This is a genomic window from Croceibacterium segetis (assembly GCF_011320115.1).
GTDB lineage: Bacteria > Pseudomonadota > Alphaproteobacteria > Sphingomonadales > Sphingomonadaceae > Croceibacterium_B > Croceibacterium_B segetis.
Window position 1 is genome coordinate 70969 of record NZ_JAANOZ010000008.1, and the last position, 23574, is coordinate 94542.

Here is a 23574-nt window from a genome sequence, read left to right on the forward strand (position 1 = left end):
GTACACTTCACATTAAGCCGCAAAGGCCTATATCGCTTCTCGCCGGCTTCGGCCGGATATGGCGATAAATGGCAGTGTGTAATAGACGCAGCGGACCCGGGGGCAGTACCCGGCGGCTCCACCAAAAGCCCGGCAGTTCCGGGGTTCTGACGGGGCCGAACCAGGATCGACGTGTGTTGAAAGGCGCTGTTTTTGCCCGGGCTGAGTAACCCGTTAAAGGCTCAAAACCCACAAGTGCCAATGATAATGAAGCACTTGCTCTCGCCGCGTAACCTGACGGCCTAACGGCCTGACATTACAAAGCTAAGAGCACGGTTCGGACCGAACCGGGTAACAGAATCGGAAACCGGGGGCCCGGGGGAGCCTAGCAACAGAATCCCCCACCCTTAACATCACGTGTTTGGCTGATTCCGGGCTGCGGACAGCAGCCTTCTGCGCTTCCGGTGCTCACGACCTGATGGTCGCTGCGCGCCGGTTCTCGAATGCCGCTACTCTCGCTCCGGCCTGAGCCAAATCTCGCCCCGTTCGACTATGGAGTCGTGTTGGCTTCCTTCGCCGCCTGCTCGTGCTTGAGGCAGTCGAGGATCTTCGCGCCGGCCATGAACACGGCGCCGGTGCAGGCGAGGAACAGCAGGTAGCCGCCATAACCGGGGAATTGCCGCAGGTAATGGGTGCCGCGCTCGGTCGCGCCCAGGGCAAGCGCGTAAATGATCAGGAACGCTTCCCAGCGCGTCTTTATGACGAACAGCCGCGAGACCTTCTTGAGCATCGGAACTCCTTAACGCACTTGGCAGCAATGTCTGTGCCAAGGGCGGGTTTATGCACGTTTCGGCGGTTAACGCATCAGCGTTTGTAAGGTGCCCCGACAGGGGACAGTCAGGCCAGTTCGCCTAAATCGAGCGCCTCGAGAAGCGCCAGCCGCGCGGCGCGCACCCGGTCGGCGAGCTGCCGGCTGCCAAGTTCTTGAGGATCAATAGTTTCGGGCCATGTGGCCGCGATCGCGCGCTCGATCCGCAGCGCCTTGTCATCGGTCAGCAGGAAGCGCGGATCGATCGTCGCGGGGTCGGCGACCACCCGCAATCTCAGGCACGCGGGTCCCCCGCCATTGGCCATCGACTGGCGCACGTCGACCGGAATCACCCGCCGAATCGGCCCATTGCCGGCGAGCATCGAATCGAGCCAGCGGCGCACCGGCGCGCTCTCCCACGCCTCGGTGGGTACGACGAGCGCTACCTCCCCCGCCGGGAGCGTGACCAGCTGCGCGTTGAACAGGTACGAGCGAATGGCTTCGGCGAGGCTCACGGCGGAGGCGGGCACGGTAACAATCTCGACTTCGGGAAATCGCGCGCCGATGCCCGCGTAAGCCGCCGCGGGATCGGCGAACGCCTGCTCGTGGGCCAACAGCAAGTGTTCGTTGGCGACCGCGACGACGTCGTTGTGGAACGCCCCGGCGGCGATCGCCTCCGGGCTTTGTTCGATAAACAGCGCCCGTTCGGGATCGAGGCCGTGGCGGCGGGCGACGATACGGCTCGCCTGCTCGTGCTGGCGAGCGGGAAAGGGGCCCCCGGCCTTGCCGTACACGAATATCTCGAGCCCCGGTTCGCCGTGCGCCGAAGTCAGCCGCATGTGGTTCGCCGCGCCCTCGTCACCGAAGCAGGGCGGGACCGGCTCGTGGACCGCAAAGTACCTCGCGTGGGCGAAGACGAGGCGAAGCTGGGTGAGCGTGTCGGGCCATTCGTGCGCGCGGTGCGGCATCGTCACCAGGTTGGCGACCGTCAGGTGGCAGCGTCCGTCGGCCGTATCGGGCGCTGGGCTGACCGTGGCCGCGTTGGCGGCCCACATTGCGCTGGCCGACCACGCGCCGGCGAGCAGGACCGGGTCGGTGCCATCGTCCGCGGCGAGCGCTTCGAGCCAGGTGCCGTTCGGACGCGGCAACGGCGCGAAGAATCCTTGCGGGAGGCCGAGCGCCAGGTTGGCGCGCATCTTCTCCAGGCCCTGCAGCGCGGCGGCGCGAGGATAGGACACCTGACCCGCATGGGCGGTCGCCGCGAGATTGCCGAGGCTCAGGCCGGCGAAATTATGCGTCGGGCCGACGATCCCGTCGAAATTGATCTCGACGAGATTCAACGCGCGACGCTCCACACCTCGTCGCCTTCGCCGACACCGAGCGCGCGGGCGGTGTGCTCGTCGATCGCGATAGCCCCGCCATCGCCCAGCTCGCGCATTCCGTAGCAGGCCCGGAAGCTGGCCAGGTGACCGGTGGCGAGGATCGCGCGCTCGCCGATGTCGAGATTGGTCGCGGCTACCCGCCCGGGCCGGGCCTCGGCGATGCTGCGGACTTCGCTGGTGCGCGCGGTCATCGTCGGCCCGCCGTCGAAGATGTCGACATAGCCCTCATGCCGGAAGCCTTCGGCCTCGAGCATCTTCATCGCTGCCCGCCCGCTCGGATGCGGCAAGCCGATCACCTCGCGCGCGTCGTCGTCGAGCATCGCGACGTAGACCGGGTGCTTGGGCATCAGGTCGGCGATGAACTGGTTGCCGTTGATGGCGTTGAAATAGTCGGCGTCCTGGAAGGTCATGCCGAAGAAGCGCCCGGCGACGCCGTCCCAGAACGGCGAGCCGCCGCGCTCGTCGATGATGCCGCGGAGTTCGGCGAGGATGCGCTCGGCGAAGCGCATGCGGTGCATCGCGATGAACAGGTAGCGGCTGCGGGCGAGCAGCATCCCGCGCCCGCCCGACCGTTCGCCGGGATGGAGGAACAGTCCGCCGACTTCGCTCGACCCCTCGAGATCGGTGCACAGGCTGAGCAGCTCGGCCCGCACGGTGCGCTCGAGCTCTTTCGAATGCTGGGTCTGCGCGTTGAGCCGATACGAATAGAACGGCAGTTGCTGGCCGACTTGCGAGAAGATCTGGCACGTGCCGCGGACCTCGCCGGTCGTGTCGTTCTCGAGCACGAAGACGAACAGGTCGTCGCCCAGCTCGTCGTCGGCGCGCGCGAAAGCGGCGGCCGATCGCTCGAGCTTGGCCGCGAGGGCCTGGCGATCCGGTGGAAGGTTGGTGAACCCGCCGCCGGTGCTCTTGGCCATTTCATACAGCGCCTGGAGGTCGCCGCCGGACGCGGCGCGGATGACATAAGTCATGCGAGTGCTCCCGTCGCAAGGCGGTGAAGCACGAGCGCCGACAGCGCCGCGCGCTCCGCCAGGGAGGAGACGATGAGGTATTCGTCGGGCGAATGGATCGCCCCGCCGCGCACGCCCATGGTATCGACCACGGGCACCCCGCAAGCGGCGATGTTGTTGCCGTCGCACACCCCGCCGCTCGATTGCCAGCCGAGCGGCCGGCCGAGCGCGGCGGAAGTCTCGGCGACGAGGTCGAACAGGTTCTGCGTTCGGTTATCGACCGGCTTGGGCGGGCGCGAAATGCCGCCATGGAGTTGAATGGTGACGTCCTGGTCGTCGCTGACGGAACGGAGCAAGGCGCCGAGCGCATGCTCGAAAGCCTGCGCCGCCTCGCTCGTCTTGGGGCGAATATTGAAGCGCAGCACCGCGTGATCGGGCACGACGTTGTTGGCCGAGCCGCCCTCGATCATCGCCGGGTTCACGGTCAGTCCTTTGTGCTCGAGCGCCTTGAGTTCGAGCGCCAGCACCGCCGCGGCGACGATGGCGTTGCGCCCGTCCTGCGGGTTGCGACCGGCGTGGGCCGAGCGGCCGGTGACGACCGCGCTGTAGTTGCCGCTGCCGCCGCGTGCGTGAGCGAGGGTGCCGTCGGGCAGCGCGGAGGGCTCATAGGTCAATGCCGCCGCCTTCCCCCGCGCCAGCTCGGCGATCAGCCCGGCGGAAGACAAGGAGCCGGTCTCTTCGTCGGAATTGATCAGCACGTCGTAGCCGACGCTGCGCGCCGCGTCCGTCGTTTCGAACGCCAGCAGCGCGTGGAGCAACACCGTGAGGCCGCCCTTCATGTCGGCCGCGCCGGGTGCGTTAAGCGTATCCGCGTCGCGCCACGTGGACGACTGGAACGGATGGTCGGCCGGATAGACGGTGTCCATGTGTCCCGTCAGCAGGAACCGTCGGCCTGCCGCAGGGCGGACGCTGAGCACGAGGTGCTGCCCGTGCGCCCTTTCGACCTCGCGCCCGCCGGCATCGACGGCGGTGACCGGCGTCGGTTGGCGCAGCTCAAGCTCACCGGGAAGGGCGGAGAACGCCTCGGCGAGAGCCTCCGCCTGGCGCCCAAGACCAGACAGGTTGCCGGTGCCGCTATTGATGGCGCTCCAGCGCTCGGTCTGAGCCAGCATCGTCGTCTGGTCGCTGCCCTCGGCGAGTGCGCGCTCTTCAGGTGCAAGCTGTTTCATCTGCAACCGGCTTAGCCGGGGTTGCGCTGCGCACCAACCCCGCTGTCAGGACAACGCGCGAGCGACGGCGACGAACTCCTCCACCGACAGCGTTTCGGCGCGGCGGGTCGGATCGATGCCGAGCGCGTCGAGGGCATCGAGCGCGCCGGGCAGCCCCTTCACGCTCTGGCGCAGCATCTTGCGGCGCTGGCCGAAGGCGGCCTCGGTGACGCGCTCGAGCGTTCGGGCCGAAACGCCCTCAGGCATCGCTGCGGGGGTGATGTGGATCACGGCGCTCATCACCTTTGGTGGCGGAGTGAAGGCGCTACGGTGGACCTTCAATGCCATCTTTGCGTGCGAACGCCACTGGGCGAGCACCGCGAGCCGGCCGTAAGCATCTGCCCCAGCGGGCGCGACGATCCGTTGCGCCACTTCCAGCTGGAACATCAACGTCAGCGATGTCCACTTTGGCGGCCACCTTTCGCCCGACAGCCAGCGAACGAGCAGCGCGGTGCCCACATTGTACGGCAGGTTGGCGACCACCGCATAGGGCTCGCCCATCACCTCGTCGTGGTCGAGCGCCAAGGCGTCACCCTCGATCACGCGCAGCCTGCCGGGAAACGCCTGGCCGAGCTCGGCCAAGGCGGGCAGGCAGCGCCGGTCCATCTCGATCGCGGTGACGCGCGCGCCGGCGCGCAGCAGGGCGCGCGTGAGGCCGCCCGGGCCGGGTCCGATTTCGAGCACCGCCTGGCCGGTGAGATCGCCGGGAATGGCGGCAATGCGATCGAGCAATTGCTCGTCCAGGAGGAAGTTCTGCCCGAGCGCCTTCGATGCCTTGAGTCCGTGGCGCGCGATGACCTCGCGCAGCGGCGGGAGACTCACGCGCCCGCTCGCTGCGCCGCGATTTCGCCCGCCATGCGGATCGCCGCGATCATCGCGCCCGGGTCGGCGATGCCCTTGCCGGCAATGTCGAACGCGGTGCCGTGGTCGGGCGAAGTCCGCACGATCGGCAGGCCGAGGGTGACGTTGACGCCGTGATCGAAGTCGAGCGCCTTGAGCGGCACCAGCGCTTGATCGTGGTACATCGCGATGGCGACGTCGTACGTCGCGCGCTTGCGCGGGGCGAACAGCGTATCGGCCGGATGAGGACCCGTCGCATCGATGCCCTCCGTCCGGAGGGCCACGATCGCGGGAGCGATGATATCGATCTCCTCGCGGCCCATCCGACCGCTTTCGCCGGCGTGGGGATTGAGCGCGCAGACGGCCAGCCGGGGCGCGGCCATGCCGAAGTCGTTGCGCAGCGCCTGGGCGACAATTCGCCCCCGGCGGACGATTACCTCGGTCGTGAGCAAACGCGGCACCTCGGCCAGCGCGACATGCACTGTCAGCGGTACCGTCTTCAGGCTCGGACCAGCGAGCATCATCACCGCGTCGCCCGCCTCAATGCCGCAGGCATCGGCGACGAACTCGGTTTGACCTGGAAAGGCGAATCCTACCTCGGCGAGCAAGGCCTTTGAGATCGGCCCGGTGACGATCCCGCCGGCGTCGCCGCCGAGGGTCAGTGCGGCAGCGGACTGAAGGGAGCCGTACGCCAGCCGCGCGCCTTCTGCGTCGGGTTGCCCGGGTCGATACATTCCGTCGGGCTCGCCGAGCACCGGCAGCGCCCGTGCGAAGGCGGTGCGCGCCTCCACGGCGCTAGCGACCGGCTCGACCGGAACACTTATTTGTCGGGATGCGGCAGCCTGCCGCAGCAGCCCCGCGCCGCCGCAGACGAAGAACGGCGGCAGCCGCTCTTCCTCGCGCCGTACCCAGGCTTCGCAGATCAGCTCCGGGCCGACGCCCGCCGGATCGCCGAGCGATACCGCGAGCGGAGCCTGCGCCACCTTACTCTTCGTATTCGATCACCGCGTCTCGGCGCAGGTCGCGCAAGTAGCGCTGCGCGCGCTTGCCGACGCGATCATCCTCGAGTTGCGACTGAAGTTCCGCACGGCTTGGGCCGGCGTCGCTCTTGGGATCGTCACGGCCGCACATGAACAGCATCCGGACCCCTTCGTTCAGCGAGCCGAACGGGGGAGTGGCCTGGCCGACGTTGAGCTGCAGCATCGTCTGCTGCAGCTGGTCCGGCAGGCCTTTGACCGGGACCTGGTCGTTGCTGACGACTTGCGCGCCCAGCTTTGCCGCCGCGGCATCGACTTCGCCGCATCCATGGACATCTTGCAAGGCCGAGGCGAACGCTGCCGCCTTCGCGCGGGCGTCGGCTTCGGCGATCCCCTTGGGGAAGTCGAGCGACACCTGCTTTAGGCTGAGCAGCGCGTCGCGCGGGTCGGGCATGCCGATCTGGCGCTTGTCGATCAGCACCAGGATATCGAAACCCCCCGGAATCTCGATCGGTCCGGCGAGCTGGCCGGGCTGCAGCTGCTGCACCGCTGCTTCGAGGGTCGGATTCTGCAGTTGCTCGAGGCGAATCCAGCCGAGCTCGCCGCCGACTGCCGCAGTGGAAGCTTCGGAGAACTGCCGCGCGTAAGCCAGGAAGCTGCCCCCCTGGCGGATCTGGTCGACAATCTTTGCGGCGTTCTGGGCGACCGCCTGCCGGGTCTCCGGCGTCGACGAAAGATATATCTCGCCGATCCGGTACTCGGCGGTCCCGCGCGATGCCTGCAGCCGCTGGAACAGTTCGTTCGCTTCTTCGTCGGAGACGTTGATGAAGGGAGAGACGTTGCGTTGGATCAGGTTGTTCCACGCGAGTTCGCCCTCGATCTGGCGCTTGTACGAGGCGGGCGACGAGCCGATCGCACGCAATTGCTTGTCGAACTCCGCCGTCGTTTGCTTGAACTTCTCGGTGGCGATGCGTTGATAGGCCTGCTCGACCTCGTCCTTCGTCACCTCGATCTTCTGCGCCTTGGCTTCCTGGATCTCCAGCGTCTCGTCGATCAGGTTGCGCAGCACTCGCAGCCGCAGGTCCTGCAATTCCTCATCGGTGATCTTGGCGCCGTTGTTGGCGAACAGCACCAGCGCCACGCGCTGGTCGACGTCGGTGCCGGTGATGATCTGCCCGTTCACCTTCGCGGTCGCGTGGCGGCTGTTCGGGTCCATCTTGCCGAGGAGCTTGACGTTGGCCGGGATATTGAAGCCGCTGTCTGCCGCATTGTCCGGCGGCGCGTTGTTCTCCTGGGCGACCGCCAGGCCGGCCGAGAGCACGCACACGCCAGCCAGCGCCGTCGCCCGTCCCAATGTCCAAAGTCGCCTCACGGATGCGGTCACGTGGTAATCCCTCCAGCGGCGCAGCACGCGCCGGTCATCTTCAGGCTGCCGGTCGCCCAAAACGGCTGAACCCAAGCTGAGCGCCCGTCGAATCCCCGCGGGGCCGATAGCCTGTTTGCGCGCGACTGCCAAATGCTCGCATGAGCCTCACCGGAACCCGAGGTTCTTGAGCGAGAAGAACAGCTGGAAGTTGTTGCCCAGGCGGGCGTCGGCGATGCGGACATAGTCGCGCCGCCAGGTGACGCCGAACTCGAGACAGTCATCCGAATAGGCGATGCCGAAGCGGGTGCGCAACGGATCGAATCCGTCGGAGGTATTGGTCGGGTCTTCCTTCTTGTCGGTCAGGTTGACCACCGCGGAGCCGAACACCGACCAGTATTTGGCGAACGCCAGCCGCCCCGCCGCACGCAGCTCCTCGCGATCCTGAAGATCCTCGAAGGAGAGGTCGATGTTGCGGTTGAGGCGCAAGTAGCCGACCTCGATGTAACTGCGGTCGCTGCCGACAGTGGCGTCGATTTCGTTGCGGCGGACGGCGAAATTGTCCTTGTCGAGCCGGAAACGGTGGGTGAACTTGATAAAGTCCCTGAACCGCACTTCAGTCCGTCCGACCCAGTCGGAAAAGCGACCCTGTAAACCGGTGCCGTCGGGAAACAGCGCCGGCTTATCGCTGAGGCGATAGGACTGGCCGATCGTCGTGCGTACGCGCCAGCCGGGGCGGTCGAGTTCCCAGTCGGCGCCGTAAGTCACTCGCACACCGTCCTCGATCCGGTCGTAGCCGGGGAAGCGATTGAGCGCGAACAGGTTGCTGTCCTCGAGATCGATCGAGCGCGCATCTTCGTTAGGAACCTCAAGATTGCGGATCGGCGGACTGGCGACGACCTGCACCCGCGGTGTCAGCACCTGCGTGCCGCCGAGCAACCCACCGACCAGCGGCCATTTGGCGTCGATCGCGGCGATCGCGATCCCGCGGGCCTGCCAGCCGGGATCGCCGCGATAGAGCGGAGTCACCGTCGCGGCATTCTCGTCCGAATGGTAGACGTCGCCGCGGACCAGCGCGGTGAGTGTTATTTCCTGGCCCCACGCGGTGACACGGCGAAGGTCCCACTGCGCGCGGGCGAACGCGCGCTGGGTGTCTTGCCCCGCCGTTCGCGTCAAAGCCAGCGAGTTGACCTGCAGTTCGAGCTTGCCGCCGAGCAGCGGATCGTCGAACCGGCGGCGGTAATCGATCTCGGGCAGCGCTATCGGCACCAGCCCTTGCTTCTGGTCGGTCAGCAGGACCTGCGTCGCCCACCCCGCAATCGAGAAGTAGCTGTCGGCGTCGATCCGCTCGACGTCGACCATTGAGCGCAGGCGGTCGTCGCGGCTGACGTCGTATCGGCGCAGGAACGTGCGGTCGCTGGCTATGCGCGCCGAGGCGGTGATGCTCCAATGCGGGTCGAGCTGGAAGCGGCCGTTGGCATCGAAGTAACCGCGCCAGTCCTTCTCGCTGACAGGCAAGGTCGAGCCGAGCGGAATGCGCTTGCCGTACGTGAAGTAACCGGTGATCTGGTAGGCCCCGTTATCGGTCAGCGCGCGGTACTGCGCCGAGGCCATCGGCGCGGTCTTGGAGTAGAGATAGCCCGACAGCACCAGGTCGCGATTGTCGGCGATGCGCCAGTAATAGCTGTCCGACAGCTCGAAACCGTTCGACCTGCTGTAGCCGAGGTCTGGGATTCCGACCCCCGAGTTGGCCTGTCCGCCGACGGCCAGCGAGAGCGCCGGCAACGGCAGCACGCGCGTTCCGAAGAGCTCGAACCAGGCGCTGCGGAAGCGGATCTTCTTGATCGCCTGGTCATATTCGACGCGCTCGGCGGTGATCCGCCAGCTGGGCGTCTTCGGGCAACCCGAAGCGGTTTCGACCTCGCAGCCGGAATAGGCGGCCCGCGTGAGCACGACGTTGCCGGCCTCGTCGCGGGTGCCGATCACGGCGGCGAGACGGCCGCCCTCGCGCAGGACCAGCAGGAGGTTGGTCATCGCCCCAGCCTTGAGCTCGTCGGTCAGTTCGAGCCGGTCGGTGAAGAGCTGGTTGCCGTCCTCGTCGACCAGCCGCACGTTGCCGGTGGCGACGATCTGGCCGCTCACCCGGCTCCAGCTGACGCTGTCGGCGCGGACCGACTGGTCTTCAGAGCGCAGAACCACGTCGCCGCTGGCAGTGACGGTGTCGGCGTCGCTGTCGTAGTCGACCTGGCTTGCCTCGAACGCCACCCGGCGCTCGCCCTGCGCGTTGGTGCCGGGTCCCGGCGGGGGAGCGGGCGCGCCCTCCTGGGGCCGCTTGGCCAGCGGCTCGCCGGCCCGCGTCTCGCGGGTGTCGACGCCCGGGGCCGTGCCATCCTGCGCGGCCGCCATGGCGGACCAGGCCAGCGCCAGGACGGCGGCGATAGCGGCGCCTCGGCGCAGGGCGAACAAGCGACGAGCGGGGGCTTGCAGCTCGGGCTGCCGGGCGGGGGGCATGGCTTGCCTATCGCACCGGTCGCAACTAAGCGCAACGCCAGCCAGAAGCCCGAGCCGCCGACCGGCCGCGCCGGGCCACCGACCTACCGGAGAGACCATGCAGATCACCTTCCGCGACGCCGCCGATTCCTCCACCCCACGCCTCCTTGCGCGCATCGTCGACCAGGACGGCCTGCCCGCGGATTTGTCGCGGAGCGACGCCGAAGGCGCCGCCGCGGCGCGGTTCACCGGCAAAACCGGGCAAGTCTTCGAAAGTTTCGCGGAAGCGGATGGAAGGATCGTCCGCCGAGTGCTGGTCGGGGCCGGCAAGGCCGACGCCGACGATCGCCCGGCCGCGCTCGAGAAGGCCGGCGCGGCGCTTTCGGCCCGTTACCTGACTTCAGGCGAAAAGGCCCTCGCAATCGACGCGTCGGACGGCAAGCTGGACGCCCGCTCGGTCGCTTCGGTTCTGCTCGGCGCCCGCCTGCGCGCCTGGCGGCACGACGCCTATCGCACCAAGCTGAAGGACGAGCAGAAGCGCACGCTGGGCGAGATCGTCGTGCTCGGCGCACCTCACGGCGCCGAAGCCGCTTGGCGCGTCGAGGAAGCGCTCGCCGAAGGGGTCGAGCTGACCCGCGAGCTGGTCGCCGAGCCGGCCAACGTGATCTACCCCGAAAGCTTCGTCGAACGGGTCAAGGCGCGCTTCGAAGGGACCGGAGTCGAGATCACCATTCTGGACGAAGACGAGATGCGCGCGCTCGGCATGGGCGCGCTGCTCGGGGTCTCGCAAGGGTCGGCGCGGCCTGCGCGACTGCTTGCGCTCAAGTGGCTTGGCGGGGCCAAGGCCGGAAAGCCGACGGTGTTCGTCGGCAAAGGCGTCACTTTCGACACGGGCGGCATCTCGCTGAAACAGCCGGCCGGCATGGAAGACATGAAGTGGGACATGGGGGGCGCCGGCGCGGTCGCGGGTGCCATGTTGTCGATCGCCCGGCGCAAGGCCAAGGCCAATGTCATCGGCGTGTGCGGCCTGGTCGAGAACATGCCCGACGGCAACGCCCAGCGACCGGGCGATATCGTCACCACCATGAGCGGCCAGACGGTCGAGGTCATCAACACCGACGCGGAAGGGCGGCTGGTGTTGTGCGACGCGATCACCTGGGTGCAGAAGGAATTCGATCCGGCGGCGATCGTCGACCTCGCCACGCTCACCGGCGCGATGATCATCTCGCTCGGCCACGAGCACGGCGGCGTGTTCTCGAACAACGACCGCCTGGCGGAAAACCTGCTCGCCGCTGGCAAGGCGAGCGGCGACAAGCTGTGGCGCTTCCCGCTCTCGCCCGAATACGACAAGCTGCTGGACTCGCCCATCGCCGACATCAAGAACGTCGGCCCGCGCTACGCCGGCTCGATCACCGCGGCGCAATTCATCCAGCGCTTCGTCGAGAACGGCACCCCGTGGGCACACTGCGACATCGCCGGGATGGTCTGGGCCGACAAGGCCGGCGCCACCTGGGACAAGGGAGCGACCGGCTTCGGCGTGCGGCTGATCGACCGGTTCGTGCGCGACACCGTCGAAGAGTAAGTGCCCTCAAGCAGCCAAGCGATGGGGCGATAAGGAATGCAGCTCGACTTCTGGCAGTTGTCGCGCGATCCGGTGGAACGCGTCGTGGCGCTCATCGGCGAACGGACGCGCGGGGCGGGCGAGAGGCTGCTGGTTGTCGCCGAGGGCGAAGAGCAACGGGCGGCAATGAGCCGGGCCTTGTGGGAAGCGAAGGCAGAAGCCTTCCTCGCCAACGGAGAAGTCGCCGCACCCCATGCCGAGCGCCAGCCGATTCTTCTCTCCGCCGAATGCCAGCCGGTGAACGGCGCGCGCTATGCGGTTCTGGCCGACGGCGTCTGGCGCGATGAAGCCGAACAGTTCGAGCGGGTATTCCTGCTGTTCGGAGAAGCTGGAACCGAGGCCGCGCGTGGCGTGTGGCGCCAGTTCGACGGCCGCGAAGACGTCCAGCGCAGCTATTTCGCGCAGGAAGACGGCAAGTGGGTCAAGAAGGCTTGAGCCTTGCCTCGCAAACCGCCGCCCGCTAGGGGCGCGCGCAAATCCCAAATCCCCCGTTTGCAAGGAAATACCGATGGCGGTCACCCGCACCTTCTCGATCATCAAGCCCGACGCCACTCGCCGCAACCTGACCGGCGCAGTCACCAAGATGCTCGAAGACGCCGGCCTGCGCGTCGTCGCCAGCAAGCGCATCTGGATGAGCCGCGAGCAGGCCGAGGGCTTCTACGGCGTGCACCGCGAGCGGCCCTTCTTCGGCGAGCTGGTCGATTTCATGACCAGCGGCCCGGTCGTGGTCCAGGTGCTCGAGGGCGAGGATGCCGTGAAGCGCAATCGCGACGTGATGGGCGCGACCAACCCGCAAAATGCCGAACCCGGCACTATCCGCAAGGAACTGGCCGAGAGCATCGAGGCGAACACCGTCCACGGTTCCGACAGCGACGAGAACGCCGCGATCGAGATCGACTTCTTCTTCAAGCCCGAAGAAATCGTCGGCTGACGGAGCCGGGCTCGCTGCCGGGCCTCAGCGGGGTGTCAGTGGAAGCGGGCCTTGTGTGCCGTACTGAACGGGGCAACCGAACGCGAACCGGCCGCCCTGTTCGGTCTTGCGGCAGAACTCCACGGCAGCGTCGATCTGGCGCTGGTTGTTGGCCAGCGTCTGGGCGATCGACAGCGGGCCGGAGCCGTGCACCGCGATGTTGGTCAGCGGAGCGAGCTTGTAGTGCGCGATGTTCGCGGCCAGCGCGCTGCCCCAGAAGTGCAGCTGCCAGGACTCGTCTCCGAAGTCCCCTTCCAGCGTGATCCGCTCCTTGGGTAGGTAGGCGAAGACGGCGTTCGGCATGTGGCTGTGCTCGACGACGCGGTAGATTTCCAGGCGCCGGGTCCGGTCTTCGAGCACCAGCTTGTCGTCGACCGGCGTGAACACCAGTTCGTGGGGATTCCTCGCCAGGGCGTCGGGATAATGGACCGCGGGGCGCGTGACCATCTCGCGGATGATCCCCTCGTTGCCGCGCTGCGAAATGACTTCCAGGCCGCGTGAAACCGCCGCCCGCAGACCGCCGGTGTGGTCGAAGTGATGATGAGTGACGATCACCGCCGTGACCTGCTTGCCGGGAACCAGCTTGTTGGCCGCATCGATGCGCGCCAGTGCCTGTGTCTCGTCGCCATAAGCTTCGAACATCACCAGCCGGTCGGCAAACTCGACGATCGGGCTGCCCGCGCTTCCGACGCGCACATCCCACACGCCGTTGGCGACCTTCTTCACCTGTACGGCAGGCGGGGTGCTGGGCGCTGCGGCGGGAGGCGCCTTGGGAAATTGCGGCAGCTGGCTTTCGGGGACGTCGATCCGGTAGGAATCGACTTGGAACATCAGGCTGACCTGGTGGCGCCAGTCCATCTCATCCATCAGCCCCATCGGCAGCTGCACGCCGTTGAACGGCATGTAGCCGGTAAAGTGCGCGGTGTAGGTGACGTCGCCCAAGTTGTTGCTGCCGGTGGTCCAGCGCGTGAACGAGGGCAGATGCGTTCGCGGATCGATACCGATCCAGGCGGGGCTCTTCGACCCTTCGGGCGTGAATTCAACGACGATCGTTCCGTCCTCCGTCGACACCCCGCCAAGCTCGGTTTGCTTGTCGAGCGCTTCGAGGAGCGCGGGCAAGGGATGGTCGAGCAGCAGGTCGCCGGTCTGCACCGCGGTGTTGCGGGCGAAATCCAGCCCGAACAGGCCCGCGAAGGGAAATTCGTATGACCGGCGCTCTTGGTTCAACGCTCGCTTGTGCTGCAGGTCGAAGGTGCGCTGCGCGTCGGTTACCGCTTGCCACTTGGGCGGCGCGTACGCCTCGCCGGTGATGAAGCCGCCGCCCTGGAAATAGACCCGCTGGCCGAACCCGGTGAGCACGACGTTGTGCAGGCCTTGCAGCTTCTCCAGCCCGCCCATGGCGTCCGCCGCCTGCTCCAGCACCGCGCGCGCCGGACCTTCGCCTTTGGCCCAAGCCGCGCTTTCGACGCTCGTGAGGGCCAAGACCAGCAGCACCACGCGCACCAGCGCACCCGCAATCTTCATGGAAATCCTCCCCCGGTCGGCAAAAATGGCCTCAATGCGCCGCCTGGCGCGGTGCTAAAACTCCTCCGCCGCGTCGAGCAGCGCCGTAAGCCGCTTCGGCGCCACGCTGCGCCAGCTGCGCCGGAGCCAGTCGGCAATCGCGTCCCAGTCGGTGTCGCCGAGGTCGAGGCGGATGCTGACCCAGCCGTCGCCGAAGTAGGCCGGGCGATAGTAACGCTCGGGGTCCATGTCCATGAGCTGCGCCTGCTCGTCGGGGCCGCTGATCTTGACCAGCAACGCGATCATGCCGTCGCCATGGTGATCGAGGCTGACGTAGGCGAACTTCTTGCCCTTCACGATGCCGAACGAAGGCATCCCGTGCGACAGGACCTCGTCGGTCTCTTCCAGCGCCAGTGCGCGCTCGCGCACTTGCGCCACGAGGAATTCGGGCGAGCGCTCGCGGCTGACATAGTCGGCGAGCATGCGCGGGTAGAGCTGGTATTCGGCCATCAGCACGCGGCGTTCGAGCGTTTCGGGCGTGTCGTCGGGCAGGATGTGGACCGCGATCTGGCCGAGCAGCGGCCCGGCATCGAGCTCGGGCACGACCACGTGGACCGAGCAGCCGCCGTGCGTCTCGCCCGCCTCGATCGCGCGCTCATGCGTGTGCAGCCCCTTGAACTTGGGCAGCAGCGACGGGTGGGTGTTGAGCATCCGCCCGGTCCACTTGTCGACGAAGCTCTCGGTGAGCACCCGCATGTAGCCGGCCAGCGCGATATATTCGGCGCCGGCCTCGCGCAGGGCCGCGTCCATGATAGCCTCGTGCGCTTCGCGCTCGAGCCCCTTGTGGCGTTGGGCAAACGTCGGAATGCCTTCCGCCTCGGCGATCTTCAGGCCGCGTGCGTCGGGATCGTTGCTGGCGACCAGCACGATCTCGTACGGGCAGTCGGGCAGCCGCGAATGGAACAGCAGCGAGGACATCGTCGTCCCGTTGCCGGAGAGCATTACCGCCACTCGCGCCTTTGCGGCCATTCGCGTCCGACTCCCCCGCAGCGCCGCCCGGGGAACGGGCGCGCGGCTCAACCGTCCTTCTCCTGCCCGCATGCGTCCGGTTTTCCAACCCTCTCCCGAAGATTGGCCCTATCTGCGGCGGCTGGGGTGGACGATTCTCGCCGCGGCGGCCGTCGTGGTGATCTGGCGCGCGTCCAACATGCTCTTGCTGGCGTTCGGCTCGGTGCTCGGCGCGGTCATGTTCCGCAGCGCCGCGCGGATGATCCAGCGACTGGGGTTGCGCAATCACAAGGCGGCACTGGTGCTCGGCACCCTGCTGGTGCTCACCTTCTTCGGTCTGATCGCCTACCTGCTGGTGGTCCAGTTCGGCAGCGAGATAAGCGGAATGCTTGGCAACCTGCCGGCGACCATCGCGTCGGTCGAACGCGGACTCGCCACCACCAAGGTCGGCGCGGCCATCGTGCAGGCGACTCACGCCGCGGCGGGCGGGGCGACGATTGCCAAGCGTCTGGGCGACGTTCTCGTCGGCGGGGGCGAGATTCTGGTCAATTTCGTCATCGTGATGGTCGGGGCGATGTTCATTGCCGCCGACCCTCGGCCCTATCGCGCGGCCGTCATACTTCTGACGCCGCCGCCGGGGCGCCCTGCGATGGAGCATGCGCTGGGCGAGGTTTCGGCCGCACTGCGCCTGTGGCTCAAGGCCAAGCTGCTGGCGATGGTGGCGATGACGATCCTCATTTCCGGTGCGCTGTGGATTGCCGGGCTCGAAAGCTGGGCGGCGCTCGGGCTGCTCGGCGGGCTTTCGGAATTCGTGCCTTACGTCGGCCCGACCGTCGCCATGGTGCCGGCGATCGGGCTCGCCGCGGCGGGCGGGGGCGACCTGCTGTGGCGAACCGTGGTCGCTTACCTGTTCGTGCGGGTGGTGGAGGCTTACGCGCTGACGCCCGGCCTCACCCGCAGCGTGGTGAAGATACCGCCGGCGCTGACGCTGTTCACGATCCTGGGCGTGGGCGCGGTGTTCGGCATCTACGGCGTGTTCTTCGCCGGAGCGCTACTGGTGGTGGCTTACGTCGGGGTGCGCGAGCTCTACCTGCGCGACACTCTGGGCGAGGATATCGACGGGCTGCCGGATTAGCTCAGGCGGTGTGGGTCGCTTCCCAAGCCGCGGCCGATCCCCAGCTGCCCGCCGGTCCGCGCACCGTGCAGCCGCGCAGGTCCGCGGCGACTTCGCCGATATGCGCCACTTCCTCGCCCGCTTCCTCGAGCTCGGCGACGACTTCGCTGGCGAGTTCGGGCTGAACCGCCAGCACCATGCCGATCCCGCAATTGAAGGTGCGGGCCATTTCGCCCGGTTCGATGTTCCCCTGGCGCTGGAGGAACGCCATCAGCCCCGGCTGCTCCCATGCGCCCGCATCGATCACCGCGTGCGCGCCCGGGGGCAGCACGCGCGGCACGTTCTCGAGCAATCCGCCGCCGGTGATGTGGGCGAGGGCGTCGATCTTGCCGCCCCGGACCACCGGAAGCAGGGAACGGACGTAGATCCGCGTCGGCTCCATCAGCGCGTCGAGCAGACTGCAGGCTTCGTCGAAGGGAGCGGGGGCGTCGAGTTGCCATTCCATGTCTTCGGCGAGGCGGCGGACCAGCGAGAAGCCGTTCGAGTGCACGCCCGAGCTCATGAGGCCGAGCAGGACGTGGCCCGGCGCGACCCGCTCACCGGTCACTTGCTCGCCGCGCTCGACTGCGCCGACGCAGAAGCCGGCGAGGTCGTAGTCGCCCTCGGCGTACATTCCCGGCATCTCGGCGGTCTCGCCTCCGATCAGCGCGCAGCCGGCCATCTTGCAACCCCCGGCGATGCCGGCGATCACCCGTTCGGCGACGCCGGTCTCGAGCCGCCCGCAAGCGAAGTAGTCGAGGAAGAACAGCGGCTCGGCGCCCTGGACGATCAGGTCGTTGACGCACATTGCCACCAGGTCGATGCCGACTGTGTCGTGGCGGTCGTGGTCGATGGCCAGCTTGAGCTTGGTGCCCACGCCATCGTTGCCGGCGACCAGCAGCGGGTCGTTGTAGCCGGCCGCCCTGGGGTCGAAGAACCCCCCGAACCCGCCGATCTCGCCGTCGGCGCCGGGGCGACGCGTGGCCTTCACCAGCGGCCCGATCGCGCGCACCAGCGCGTTGCCGGCGTCGATCGAAACGCCGGCGCGTTCGTAAGTATAGCGGTCGTCCGAGGCCATCGTGCGCCCGCCTTAGTCTTTCGCGCTTGGATTTCCACTCGCCTTTCGGCAAAAGGCCCGCGGTTTCCCCCGATGACAGCCCTGACGCTTCCCTTCCCCGCCCATGTCCGCCGTCCGCTCGCCGTGATCGCGGGCGTGGTCGCGCTCGTCGCCGGCGTGGCGTTGATCGCGCAAGTCTCGGGCGACCGCGGCATCCCGCCGGTCGCCGCGACTACCGACATCTCGGTCGGCGGGGTCGAGGTCAACGTCGTCGGCAAGAGCCCCGAGGACGCGCGCGAGCAGGGCTGGAAGCAGGCCGAGGTGCTGGCGTGGAAGAAGATCGGCGGGCCCGACCTGCCGCAAGGGCAAATCGAATCGATGGTCTCGGCGATCCTCATCCAGAACGAACGCGTCGGCCCGCGCCGCTACGTCGCCACGCTGGGCGTGGTGTTCGACCGCAAGCGCGCCGGGGCGCTGCTCGGGGCGACGGGCGAACAGGCGCATTCCGCGCCGATGCTGACGCTGCCGGTGCTGATTTCCGGCGGCACGCAGACGATGTACGAGGTGCGCAGCCCCTGGCAGCGTGCCTGGGCCGAGTTCCAGGCCGGAGCGAGCCCGATCGACTACGTCCGCCCGGTCGGCGCGGGCGGCGATTCGCTGCTCCTGACTTACGGCCAGGTCGGCCGCCGCAGCCGCGCGTGGTGGAACAACATCCTCGACAGCTACGGCGCGGCCGACATCATCGTGCCGATCGCCCGGCTCGAGCGGCAATGGCCGGGCGGGCCGATCAAGGCGACCTTCACCGCCCGCTACGGTCCCGACAACACCTACCTCGGCGAATTCGGCATGACCGCGCCGAGCGAGGCCGCGGTGCCGAAGATGTTCGAGATGGCGGTCGCCCGCTTCGACCAGATGTTCGCGCAGGCCCTCGCCGACGGCAAGCTGCGCCCCGACCCGACCCTCGGGCGGCAGAACATCCAGGTCAGCCCCGCGGTGCAGGCGCTGCTCGAGGCCTCGCGCGCGGCCGAAGCGGCGGCTGTCGCCGGAGCGGAGCCGATGCCCGGCGCCGCGGCGACGACCGCGCCCGAAGCGCAAGCGGTCAACAGCTTCAGCGTGCAGTTCGCCACGCCCAACGCCGCGTCGGTCGACTCAGGGCTCGCCTATGTCCGCAGCGCGCCCGGCGTGCGCGGGGCGGCGACCAGCAGCATCGCCATCGGCGGCACCTCGGTGATGCGGGTGAGCTTTGCGGGGGACGTCAACGCGCTCGCCGCGGCGCTGCGCAGCCGCGGCTTCCAGGTCAATAACGTCGCCGGCATCCTCGTTATTCGGCGCTGAGGCGCCGGCCATGTCGCAGATCGTCCTTCCCCTCTCGCGCGCCGCCGCCGGTCCGGCGCGGATCGTGCTCGGGGCGGCCAACGCACCGGTCGCCGAAGCGCTGGCGAACCCCGAGAACTGGCCGTTCCGCACCGCCGTGCTCAGCGGCCCGCCGCGCTCGGGCAAGTCGCTGTTCGCCCGCTGGTTCGCCGAAAGCGGAAAAGGCGACGCGATCGACGACGCGCGGGTCCTCGACGAAGCCGAGCTGTTCCACCGCTGGAACCGCGCGCAGGAAGAAGGCCGGCCCCTGCTGATCGTCGGGGGCGAGCTGCCGTGGGAGATCGCCCTGCCCGACCTCAGGAGCCGCCTCGGCGCCGCGCTCCAGCTCGAGATCGGCGCGCCCGACGACGCGCTCGCGGAGGAATTGATACTCGCCCTGGCGGAGGAGCGCGGCTTGCCGCTCGGCCATGAGGCGGCGGCCTATCTTGTCCCGCGCGCGATGCGTTCCTACCTGCAGCTCGAGAAGCTGGTCGAGGCGATCGACCGGCTGAGCCTCGAGCGCAAGGTCCCGCCGACACTGGCGATCTGGCGCGCGGCGCTCGAAGCGGTCCAGGGGCCCGAAGAGCCCCGCCTGCTTTAGCAGGCAAGTTGTCGAGAGCTTGCTTTAAGGCAAGTTTTGCGGGAGAATCTGCGGCCTATGTTCGACCGGTTGATCGCTTACCTGGATTCGATCCACGCCCGCGACCCCGCCCCGCGCAGCCGCTGGGAAATCCTCATCTATCCCGGCGTCTGGGCACTCGGCCTCCATCGCGTGGCCCACTGGCTGTTCGAGGCCGAGCTCTATTTCCTCGCCCGCCTGGTCAACCATATCGGCCGCTTCCTGACCGCGATCGACATCCATCCGGGCGCCAAGATCGGCCGCCACCTGTTCATCGACCACGGCTTCACCGTGATCGGCGAGACCGCCGAGATCGGCGATAACGTGACGATCTACCAGTGCGTCACCCTCGGCGGCACCAACCCCACCAACGGCGTGGCCGGCAAGCGCCACCCGACGCTCGAGGACAACGTCATCGTCGGTTCGGGGGCGCAGATCCTCGGGCCGATCACCGTCGGCGAACGCGCGCGCATCGGCGCCGGCGCGGTGGTCACCGACGACGTGCCGGAAGGGGCGACGATGGTCGGCCTCAAGGCCCGCTCGACGCTCGTCCCGGCGGAGACTTACGTCCGCGAGTTCATCCCCTACGGCACTCCGTGCGAGGAACCGTGCGAGCCGACCACCCAGCGGATCGACGAGCTCGAGGCGCGGCTGGCGCAGATGCACGCCGAGCTCGAGAAGATGCGCCCGGCCGGCGAGGAACGCGAACCGGAGGTGGCGAAATCCCGCCCGCGCAAGCGCACCGGGAGCCATAGCTGATGAGCGCGGGGCCGGGCGGCGGCACGATCGTCGCGTTCCCGGCCCGCCAGCCCAACCAGGTCGGCTTCGAGCGCTTCGAGCTGACCCGCATCCTCGACCTCTACGGCCGCATGGTCGCCGCCGGCGAATGGCGCGACTATGCGATGGACTTCTCGAAGGACTGCGCCGCCTTCGCCGCCTTCCGCCGCACCGCCGAAGTCCCTCAGATGCGCGTCGAGAAGCGCCCGGCGCTGCGCGGCAAGCAAGGCATGTGGACCCTGTTCGGAGAGCACGGGCAAGTGCTCAAGCGGGGGCACGAGCTGGCCGGCGTGCTGGCACCGGTGGAGCGCAGGTTGGTGAAGGTGGTGGAGGGGTAGGGCGCTCGCCACGAGCGTCGCACACCCCCTCAACCCTCCCCCTCAAGGAGGAGGGCCTTTCTTTCACGCTCGAAGAGTTCTGCGATAACAGCAGCTCACGCCGCCGCCATCACTCCCGCCACCGGCAGCCGCGCCTGCCACTCGCTTGGCAGTTGCCGCACCAACCCGCTCCTGATCCGGGTCCAGAAGGCCGACAGGGTCAGCAGCGCCGAGCCGATCACCAGCGCGGTGAGGGCGACGTTGAGTTCGACCATGCCGAATTCCTGGAACAGCCGGGTCAGCGCGTAGAGCACGTAGGCGAGCGCCGAGACGAGCAGCGCGCGGCGGTCGACCGCCAGGGCGACGATCCCGAACAGCACGTAGATCGCCAGCACCAGCAGCGCGCCCGAGGCGCCGATGGTGTCGCCGCTGGAGATGCCGAGCCACTGGAACAGCGGGTGGGCGATCATCGGCGCGGCGAGCAGGTGGAGCCAGAAGGCGACGTCGCTGCGGCGCGTCTCGCGGCCGCGGTCGCTCATGTCCCAGCGCATCGCGTAGGCGAACACGCCGAGACCGGCGGCGAAGACCAGCGGCAGGATCAGCGCCTTGGCGCTCTCGCCCTTGTCCGGGCCGATCGCCGCGAGAATCAGCGCAATCGCGGTTGCCGAAACGGCGGCGGCGCCGGCGGCGACGGTGATCGGCACCTTGAAGCGGCGCCAGTGGAACCATGCGGCTACCGCGCCGAGGATGAACACGCTCGAGAAGATCAGCACCGCCAAGCGGCCGCCGAGCTGCTCTAGATGCATCGAACGGAGGAGGTCGGCCGGCCCGGCGACCACGCCGCCGACGAACGCCAGCAGCAGCACGATCGAAGGCAGCGCCATGCGCCGTGCCCGCGTGAAGTACTCGGCCATGCCCCACGCCGCCGCGGCGACCAGCACGCCGCCCACGCCCGGCGCGATCGCCCGGCCGATGCCGCCCATCGCCACCAGCAGCAGCACCGCGGCGATGGTCACGAAGATGTCGTTGAAGCTGTTGAGGAGTCGGAAGGTCTCCTCGTCGGTCGCCGGCGCGACCCGCGCGCCTTCGATGTAAGTGCGCAAGCCCTCGGCCGCCTCGGCGCTGATCGCCCCGGCGGCGACCGCGTCGCGGACATCCTGTTCGCTGTACATAGGTGGATCCTCCCCAAGATCGTTGCCGGGCAGGATAGGCTAGTGTGTTAGCATGTCAATACAGCGGCGGCAATGTCAAGCGTGCACGCTATATTGTAAATGAAACTTGACTTATCGTCGCGAATCGGTAAAGTGACCTTTACATAACAACAAGGAGACTTGTCCGATGAACCAGATTACCAAGGCGCTCTGCTGGGCCGCTGCCATGCTGCTTCTCGCGCTCGGCGATCGCGCGGGCGTGCTTGAACACGGCACCGTCGTCACGCTGACCACGATCCTGCCGCTGCTGGCGTGGATGTCGATCAGCGGGCGTACTTGCTGCCTACCGCGGGAGGCCTGACGATGGTTCAACGCCCTCCGGCTTATCGCCGTTACAAGCAGCGCTCGATGCTGGGGGCGGCGACCTATATCGCCACCACCGGCGTCGCGACCTGGTTGATCCCCGACAACGCCCCTCCCAGTGCGGGGCCGATCGCGCTGTCGATCGTCGCCGGCGCCGGGGTGCTCGTCTGGATCTGGGCGACGGCCCGCTATCTCATCGAGATCGACGACGAGTATGTGCGCATGCTGCAAGTACGCGGAATGCTCGTCGCGACCGGTATTACCTTTGCCGTCACCAGCATGTGGGGCATGGTCGAACTGTTCACCACCGCGCCGCGCCTGCCGGTGTTCTTCGTCTTCCCGATCTGGTGCGTGGGCCTGATGATCGGCGGCCTGGTCAACAAGCTGACGACCGGCGACGCGAGCGAGTCCTGCTGATGAAGAACCGCCTCAAGGTGCTCCGCGCCGAGCGCGACTGGAGCCAGCAGGACCTCGCCGATCGGCTCGCCGTCTCGCGCCAGAGCGTCAACGCGATCGAGACCGGCAAGTACGATCCCTCCCTGCCGCTGGCCTTCCGCATCGCCGACCTGTTCGACCTGGCGATCGAGGCCATCTTCCTGCGCGATTGATGGATTTCGGGGCCGGAAATCGCTTTCCTACATGGGCCAGGCCTGAAATAGTTGCGAGCGCTCTTTCGAATTGTTGATCGCCAGCTCGTGCGACTGCGCCCGTCGCGGTCGTGGCAACCTGGGCCGGCGTGGTTTGTTCCGGTTGGATATGTGTCACCCGTCGCCTTGTCGCTTTTTCGTCTTTAAGTGCCTGAAAAATAACAAAATCGAAGGCGACACTTCGGGTGACAGGGTCCGTAAGGTGTCACCCTGCCCGGGAATGCGTCCCTTCAGGAAAATCGCCGGTCGCCTGAACGAATCAAAGCGCGGCCAGCGCCGCTTCCAGCTCGTCGAAATGCCCGATCAGCGCGTCGGCCCCAAGCTCTTCGGGCGGCATGTCGTGATAGCCTTCGCGCAACACCACCACCGGCACTTCGGCGGCGCGCGCGGCCTTCACGTCGAAGCTCGAATCGCCGACCATGGCGAAACGGCTCCCGCCGCACAGCCGCAGCGCTTCGTCGAGCATGTCGCGCTCGGGCTTGGAACGTCCCGGGCCGAGCGTGTCGCCGCCGAGCACGCAATCGAAGCGGTGGTTCATGCCGAGCTCGTCGAGCAGTTTGCGGGCGAGGTATTCGGGCTTGTTGGTCACCACCGCCAGCCGGCAGCCGCGCGCCTCGAGCGCGTCGAGCGCGGCGAGACAGCCGGGGTAAGGCGCGCTGTGCTCGGAAGTGTGCCGCTCGTAATGCGCGATGAGGTCGGCGTAGAGATTGCCGAAGGTCGCCTCGTCGACCGGGCCGCCGGTGCGTTCGAGCGCGCGGGTGAGCATCGCCCGGGTGCCGCCGCCGATCACCTCGCGGGTCGCCTCCTCGCTCAGCGCGGGGCGAGCGATGGTCGCAAGCGCGTGGTTGACCGCGCGGCACAAGTCCGGAGCGGTGTCGACCAGGGTGCCGTCGAGGTCGAAGCCGACGGTGTCGAAAGGGAAATTCGCCATCGCCGCGGCGCCTGCCAGAGCGATGTGGAAACCGCAATCAAATGGTG

At 67.8% G+C, this 23574-nt stretch carries 24 protein-coding genes and 1 other RNA gene; 12 read left to right on the forward strand and 13 right to left on the reverse strand.

Features of this window, described 5'->3' with window-relative positions; translation table 11 throughout:
• Positions 1-2 precede the first annotated feature (2 nt).
• Positions 3-348, forward strand: a transfer-messenger RNA (tmRNA) gene (gene ssrA, locus G7B69_RS10700).
• Between the two features lie 181 nt (positions 349-529).
• Here the strand turns inward: ssrA and G7B69_RS10705 are convergent.
• From G7B69_RS10705 to G7B69_RS10740, 8 genes are all read right to left on the reverse strand, one after another.
• Entirely contained in the window at positions 530-769 is a 240-nt protein-coding gene (locus G7B69_RS10705; protein WP_166179050.1) for a hypothetical protein, read from the reverse strand.
• A 107-nt stretch (positions 770-876) separates the two neighbouring features.
• Positions 877-2127, reverse strand: coding sequence for an N-succinylarginine dihydrolase (locus G7B69_RS10710; RefSeq protein ID WP_166179202.1), 1251 nt, complete (start codon positions 2125-2127; stop codon positions 877-879).
• Positions 2124-3140 carry an arginine N-succinyltransferase gene (locus G7B69_RS10715; protein WP_166179052.1) on the reverse strand — a complete coding sequence of 339 codons (1017 nt, stop codon included), beginning with the start codon at positions 3138-3140 and terminating at the stop codon, positions 2124-2126. The genes G7B69_RS10710 and G7B69_RS10715 overlap by 4 nt, the downstream gene beginning before the upstream one ends.
• On the reverse strand, positions 3137-4348 hold the full coding sequence (locus tag G7B69_RS10720; protein WP_166179055.1) for a hydrolase: 1212 nt from the start codon (positions 4346-4348) through the stop codon (positions 3137-3139). Before G7B69_RS10720 ends, G7B69_RS10715 begins: the two co-directional genes overlap by 4 nt.
• 45 nt (positions 4349-4393) lie before the next feature.
• Positions 4394-5209 carry a 16S rRNA (adenine(1518)-N(6)/adenine(1519)-N(6))-dimethyltransferase RsmA gene (gene rsmA / locus G7B69_RS10725; RefSeq protein WP_243415123.1) on the reverse strand — a complete coding sequence of 272 codons (816 nt, stop codon included), beginning with the start codon at positions 5207-5209 and terminating at the stop codon, positions 4394-4396.
• Positions 5206-6210, reverse strand: a complete 1005-nt coding sequence (gene pdxA, locus G7B69_RS10730) for a 4-hydroxythreonine-4-phosphate dehydrogenase PdxA (protein ID WP_166179057.1) — start codon at positions 6208-6210, stop codon at positions 5206-5208. The genes rsmA and pdxA overlap by 4 nt, the downstream gene beginning before the upstream one ends.
• Position 6211: 1 nt before the next feature.
• Positions 6212-7558: a peptidylprolyl isomerase gene (locus G7B69_RS10735; protein ID WP_341479181.1), complete on the reverse strand. Its 1347-nt coding sequence runs from the start codon at positions 7556-7558 to the stop codon at positions 6212-6214.
• A gap of 177 nt (positions 7559-7735) precedes the next feature.
• On the reverse strand, positions 7736-10078 hold the full coding sequence (locus G7B69_RS10740) for an LPS-assembly protein LptD (RefSeq protein WP_166179059.1): 2343 nt from the start codon (positions 10076-10078) through the stop codon (positions 7736-7738).
• A gap of 97 nt (positions 10079-10175) precedes the next feature.
• Here G7B69_RS10740 and G7B69_RS10745 point away from each other — a divergent pair, with 97 nt between their 5' ends.
• From G7B69_RS10745 to ndk, 3 genes are all read left to right on the forward strand, one after another.
• Positions 10176-11639 (forward strand): leucyl aminopeptidase, encoded by a 1464-nt coding sequence (locus G7B69_RS10745; protein ID WP_166179061.1) that lies wholly within the window; start codon positions 10176-10178, stop codon positions 11637-11639.
• A gap of 36 nt (positions 11640-11675) precedes the next feature.
• The gene (locus G7B69_RS10750; protein ID WP_166179063.1) at positions 11676-12113 is read left to right on the forward strand and encodes a DNA polymerase III subunit chi; all 438 of its coding nucleotides are present in this window, start codon (positions 11676-11678) and stop codon (positions 12111-12113) included.
• Positions 12114-12186: 73 nt separating this feature from the next.
• On the forward strand, positions 12187-12609 hold the full coding sequence (ndk, locus tag G7B69_RS10755) for a nucleoside-diphosphate kinase (protein ID WP_166179065.1): 423 nt from the start codon (positions 12187-12189) through the stop codon (positions 12607-12609).
• Positions 12610-12633: 24 nt separating this feature from the next.
• Here ndk and G7B69_RS10760 read toward each other — a convergent pair whose 3' ends face one another.
• Positions 12634-14172 (reverse strand): MBL fold metallo-hydrolase, encoded by a 1539-nt coding sequence (locus tag G7B69_RS10760; protein ID WP_166179067.1) that lies wholly within the window; start codon positions 14170-14172, stop codon positions 12634-12636.
• 54 nt (positions 14173-14226) lie between these two features.
• On the reverse strand, positions 14227-15180 hold the full coding sequence (gene purN / locus G7B69_RS10765) for a phosphoribosylglycinamide formyltransferase (protein WP_166179069.1): 954 nt from the start codon (positions 15178-15180) through the stop codon (positions 14227-14229).
• 70 nt (positions 15181-15250) lie between these two features.
• Between purN and G7B69_RS10770 the strand changes: the two genes are divergently transcribed.
• Positions 15251-16294, forward strand: a complete 1044-nt coding sequence (locus tag G7B69_RS10770) for an AI-2E family transporter (protein WP_166179071.1) — start codon at positions 15251-15253, stop codon at positions 16292-16294.
• 1 nt (position 16295) lies between these two features.
• Here the strand turns inward: G7B69_RS10770 and purM are convergent, their stop codons facing one another.
• Complete coding sequence (gene purM, locus G7B69_RS10775; RefSeq protein ID WP_166179073.1) at positions 16296-17390, reverse strand: phosphoribosylformylglycinamidine cyclo-ligase; 1095 nt, start codon at positions 17388-17390, stop codon at positions 16296-16298.
• A 72-nt stretch (positions 17391-17462) separates the two neighbouring features.
• Between purM and G7B69_RS10780 the strand changes: the two genes are divergently transcribed.
• From G7B69_RS10780 to G7B69_RS10795, 4 genes are read left to right on the forward strand one after another with little or no spacing between them, the layout of a single operon-like run.
• Positions 17463-18704 (forward strand): heavy-metal-associated domain-containing protein, encoded by a 1242-nt coding sequence (locus tag G7B69_RS10780; protein ID WP_166179075.1) that lies wholly within the window; start codon positions 17463-17465, stop codon positions 18702-18704.
• 10 nt (positions 18705-18714) lie between these two features.
• The gene (locus tag G7B69_RS10785) at positions 18715-19323 is read left to right on the forward strand and encodes a P-loop NTPase family protein (RefSeq protein WP_166179077.1); all 609 of its coding nucleotides are present in this window, start codon (positions 18715-18717) and stop codon (positions 19321-19323) included.
• Between the two features lie 57 nt (positions 19324-19380).
• A complete protein-coding gene (epsC, locus tag G7B69_RS10790) occupies positions 19381-20100 on the forward strand; it encodes a serine O-acetyltransferase EpsC (RefSeq protein WP_166179079.1) in 720 nt (239 codons plus the stop codon).
• Positions 20100-20456: a DUF2794 domain-containing protein gene (locus G7B69_RS10795; protein ID WP_166179081.1), complete on the forward strand. Its 357-nt coding sequence runs from the start codon at positions 20100-20102 to the stop codon at positions 20454-20456. The genes epsC and G7B69_RS10795 overlap by 1 nt, the downstream gene beginning before the upstream one ends.
• Before the next feature lie 95 nt (positions 20457-20551).
• Here the strand turns inward: G7B69_RS10795 and G7B69_RS10800 are convergent, their stop codons facing one another.
• The gene (locus G7B69_RS10800) at positions 20552-21607 is read right to left on the reverse strand and encodes a hypothetical protein (protein ID WP_166179083.1); all 1056 of its coding nucleotides are present in this window, start codon (positions 21605-21607) and stop codon (positions 20552-20554) included.
• A gap of 166 nt (positions 21608-21773) precedes the next feature.
• On the opposite strand from G7B69_RS10800, the gene G7B69_RS10805 reads away from it, so the two are divergent.
• The 3 genes from G7B69_RS10805 to G7B69_RS10815 are packed head-to-tail and all read left to right on the forward strand — an operon-like array spanning position 21774 to position 22557.
• Positions 21774-21947, forward strand: a complete 174-nt coding sequence (locus tag G7B69_RS10805; RefSeq protein ID WP_166179085.1) for a hypothetical protein — start codon at positions 21774-21776, stop codon at positions 21945-21947.
• Positions 21948-21949: 2 nt separating this feature from the next.
• Positions 21950-22366 (forward strand): hypothetical protein, encoded by a 417-nt coding sequence (locus G7B69_RS10810; protein ID WP_243415124.1) that lies wholly within the window; start codon positions 21950-21952, stop codon positions 22364-22366.
• Complete coding sequence (locus G7B69_RS10815) at positions 22366-22557, forward strand: helix-turn-helix transcriptional regulator (protein WP_166179087.1); 192 nt, start codon at positions 22366-22368, stop codon at positions 22555-22557. Before G7B69_RS10810 ends, G7B69_RS10815 begins: the two co-directional genes overlap by 1 nt.
• A gap of 298 nt (positions 22558-22855) precedes the next feature.
• Here G7B69_RS10815 and G7B69_RS10820 read toward each other — a convergent pair whose 3' ends face one another.
• Entirely contained in the window at positions 22856-23527 is a 672-nt protein-coding gene (locus tag G7B69_RS10820) for an HAD-IA family hydrolase (protein ID WP_166179089.1), read from the reverse strand.
• Positions 23528-23574 lie beyond the last annotated feature (47 nt).

Bases quoted from the DNA above. Each gene is read 5' to 3' on its own strand.
- G7B69_RS10705 (WP_166179050.1), bottom strand. From the start codon at position 769: ATGCTCAAGAAGGTCTCGCGGCTGTTCGTCATAAAGACGCGCTGGGAA.
- G7B69_RS10715 (WP_166179052.1), bottom strand. From the start codon at position 3,140: ATGACTTATGTCATCCGCGCCGCGTCCGGCGGCGACCTCCAGGCGCTG.
- G7B69_RS10720 (WP_166179055.1), bottom strand. From the start codon at position 4,348: ATGAAACAGCTTGCACCTGAAGAGCGCGCACTCGCCGAGGGCAGCGAC.
- G7B69_RS10740 (WP_166179059.1), bottom strand. From the start codon at position 10,078: ATGCCCCCCGCCCGGCAGCCCGAGCTGCAAGCCCCCGCTCGTCGCTTG.
- G7B69_RS10745 (WP_166179061.1), top strand. From the start codon at position 10,176: ATGCAGATCACCTTCCGCGACGCCGCCGATTCCTCCACCCCACGCCTC.
- G7B69_RS10750 (WP_166179063.1), top strand. From the start codon at position 11,676: ATGCAGCTCGACTTCTGGCAGTTGTCGCGCGATCCGGTGGAACGCGTC.
- ndk (WP_166179065.1), top strand. From the start codon at position 12,187: ATGGCGGTCACCCGCACCTTCTCGATCATCAAGCCCGACGCCACTCGC.
- G7B69_RS10760 (WP_166179067.1), bottom strand. From the start codon at position 14,172: ATGAAGATTGCGGGTGCGCTGGTGCGCGTGGTGCTGCTGGTCTTGGCC.
- purN (WP_166179069.1), bottom strand. From the start codon at position 15,180: ATGGCCGCAAAGGCGCGAGTGGCGGTAATGCTCTCCGGCAACGGGACG.
- G7B69_RS10770 (WP_166179071.1), top strand. From the start codon at position 15,251: ATGCGTCCGGTTTTCCAACCCTCTCCCGAAGATTGGCCCTATCTGCGG.
- purM (WP_166179073.1), bottom strand. From the start codon at position 17,390: ATGGCCTCGGACGACCGCTATACTTACGAACGCGCCGGCGTTTCGATC.
- G7B69_RS10780 (WP_166179075.1), top strand. From the start codon at position 17,463: ATGACAGCCCTGACGCTTCCCTTCCCCGCCCATGTCCGCCGTCCGCTC.
- G7B69_RS10785 (WP_166179077.1), top strand. From the start codon at position 18,715: ATGTCGCAGATCGTCCTTCCCCTCTCGCGCGCCGCCGCCGGTCCGGCG.
- epsC (WP_166179079.1), top strand. From the start codon at position 19,381: ATGTTCGACCGGTTGATCGCTTACCTGGATTCGATCCACGCCCGCGAC.
- G7B69_RS10795 (WP_166179081.1), top strand. From the start codon at position 20,100: ATGAGCGCGGGGCCGGGCGGCGGCACGATCGTCGCGTTCCCGGCCCGC.
- G7B69_RS10800 (WP_166179083.1), bottom strand. From the start codon at position 21,607: ATGTACAGCGAACAGGATGTCCGCGACGCGGTCGCCGCCGGGGCGATC.
- G7B69_RS10805 (WP_166179085.1), top strand. From the start codon at position 21,774: ATGAACCAGATTACCAAGGCGCTCTGCTGGGCCGCTGCCATGCTGCTT.
- G7B69_RS10810 (WP_243415124.1), top strand. From the start codon at position 21,950: ATGGTTCAACGCCCTCCGGCTTATCGCCGTTACAAGCAGCGCTCGATG.
- G7B69_RS10815 (WP_166179087.1), top strand. From the start codon at position 22,366: ATGAAGAACCGCCTCAAGGTGCTCCGCGCCGAGCGCGACTGGAGCCAG.
- G7B69_RS10820 (WP_166179089.1), bottom strand. From the start codon at position 23,527: ATGGCGAATTTCCCTTTCGACACCGTCGGCTTCGACCTCGACGGCACC.